Annotated in this window: 3 protein-coding genes; all 3 read left to right on the top strand. The window is 53.1% G+C overall.

Annotated features, from left to right (window positions below):
• A partial coding sequence (locus HDF16_RS30060) for a tetratricopeptide repeat protein (RefSeq protein ID WP_184224636.1) occupies positions 1 to 402 on the top strand: 402 nt, incomplete at its 5' end.
• Between the two features lie 10 nt (positions 403 to 412).
• Positions 413 to 1,045 carry a hypothetical protein gene (locus HDF16_RS30055; protein ID WP_184224634.1) on the top strand — a complete coding sequence of 211 codons (633 nt, stop codon included), beginning with the start codon at positions 413 to 415 and terminating at the stop codon, positions 1,043 to 1,045.
• Positions 1,046 to 1,782: 737 nt separating this feature from the next.
• On the top strand, positions 1,783 to 2,243 hold a 461-nt coding region (locus tag HDF16_RS30050; RefSeq protein ID WP_184224632.1), incomplete at its 3' end, for a helix-turn-helix domain-containing protein.

The following is a 2,243-nucleotide window of genomic DNA, read 5'->3' as shown; positions in this document are numbered from 1 at the left end:
TTCCTTATTCACCATTTCGGATACGTCGAGGACACAACGGTACGTCGCTCCCAAAAGGAGAACCTTTATTACAGCCTTGCACTGAAGAAGGTTATCGGCTCCCCTGAGAGCTACGAAGCTGTTCTTGGTGCAGGGATAGCAGAACTTGATCACGCAAAACACGCTAAAGCTGCTCTTCCGTACTTCGAACAAGCTATCGGCCTTAGTCCCTTCAGTGCCGGAGCGTGGGTCTATCACAGCATCTGCCTGACCCGTCTTGGTCGTTACGATGAAGCGCTCACGGACATTCACCGCGCGATCAGCCTGGATCCGACTAACGCGCTCGCGAACAGTACACTAGGCGACGTTTATCTCCAGACCGGCAATCACCAAAACGCCCGCCTGGCTTACGAACACGATTGAGCAACCATTGATGGCGGCGGAACTATTGAAGCCATTTGACCTCAGGCTGAATGTCGCAGATGGTCTTTTGAAAACGATATTTATCAAGCAGATCTCGTTGGGCAACCGGGCCATTGATAGAGAGCTGGTCCGAGGTAGCGTTGCAGCTCTTCCTGTTCTTTATAAGGAAGACAAAGAGCCTTATATCAGACTTGCCCCATTGGCACTTGGAAGAATTGAGCTAGCCCTTTCGGGTGTTTTTGAAGACGCAGCAATGTTTAGCAAGAAGCTTACAATCGATGTAGAGCCGTCAAACGATACACCAGTAAACATAGCTGTCGGGAATTCAGCCGTTCCCAGAGGCAATGTGTTGCGTGTCCATCTCAGCGTGGATCATCCGATAGGTGACTCTCTAGTAGTCACTGCCGCCTATCCCGGCGTCGACGACAGAGTTAAAATCGACAGCCACTTCGTCAAGTTTTTAATGAGAACTGAGGGCGATAATCAAGTCGTCGCCCTTGACGAGTCTACCAGTACTGTAAAGCCTACTCATGCTGGTCACGCTCTTATCGAAAGTTCATACGGCGGCGTGACGGTCTCAACTTGCGTCATTGTTACTGACACTGTAGCCCAAATCGGACTCGATCGATCTGACTGCTCTTAACTCTACGGATCAGGAGGAAAATAGCGAGGGAAATACAGAATACTAGTTGCTGCTAGAGGCCAACAGCGTGACCAACAGGCAAGTGTCGCATAGGAAAGGACTTTTAGAAGATGAAGGATGAAACAGTCACGGGAAGAGCTCCTGCCGCGTTAGCCTATATAGGTCTAATACTTGTATCGCTCTCGCTATTTCTCCCGGCGGTGAATGTGCCTTCGGACGGGTCATGGGGTAGTCATGGAATCCAGACAGGCTGGAAATGCGCGATAGGAGCATCTATAGGTGCACTCGCTCTCGTGTACTCCGTCGTTGAACCGCATCCACTCCACCCCTTGCGGGACCAGGTGGCGATGCTACTCCTCACCGTAGCTGGCCTTGCCAATCCGTTGATGGTTGTTTGTCTGCTTTCAAATCGTTTCCGGAATAACAAGATCGCGATGCTGATGATTGCATGCGTCGTTTGTGCTTGGCTGACTATGTCGTTATTGTCGTATCAGCCTTTGGTCGGACAGTTTACGTGGACCGCAGGCGCCCTGCTGATTGCTGGTGGCGAGCTATTTCGCATAGTTCCCCGTTCGTGAACCGAGGCTGAACTGGGACCTGCTTTTTCCCGTGAGCCCGAGTGAGCATTGCTCTACGAGTGATTGTAGACTGTTCCGCGTAACCTTCCGCAAAGTCGGGCGGTCTCAACCGGTCGATGCAACACCATCTAATTAGATCGTTCCTTAGAGGTGGTGTTGATGAGAGAAGGAAGGCGGTTTGGGCTTTCTGCTGAGCAGAAGGCTGACATCTGGAGGCGTTGGAAGTTGGGCGAGTCTCTCCAGGAGATTGGTCGTGTCTTCGACAAGGATCATGGCTCTATTCAGTTCATGCTCTCGCGGCACGGCGGGATCGCTCCGGCAGTTCGTCGGCGGTCGAAGCGAACGCTCACGCTGGCCGAGCGGGAAGAGATCTCGCGAGGCATTGCCTCTGGTTCGTCGATCCGCGAGATAGCCAAGAGTCTCGAACGATCAGCATCTACGGTGAGCCGGGAGGTAGTCCGGGACGGTGGCCGCTCAGTCTATAGAGCCAGTGAGGCGGATCAGCGGGCCTGGAGATCGGCACTGCGGCCTAAGACCTGCTGGCTTGCCGACCACAGGAAGCTGAGCTTGCTCGTGGCCAGTAAACTGATCCTGGACTGGTCTCCGGAGCAGATCTCCGG

Origin of the sequence: Granulicella aggregans (assembly GCF_014203275.1) — a bacterium.
GTDB lineage: Bacteria > Acidobacteriota > Terriglobia > Terriglobales > Acidobacteriaceae > Edaphobacter.
The sequence above is the reverse complement of the archived record's forward strand: the minus strand, read 5'-3'. Positions and strand labels throughout refer to the sequence as shown.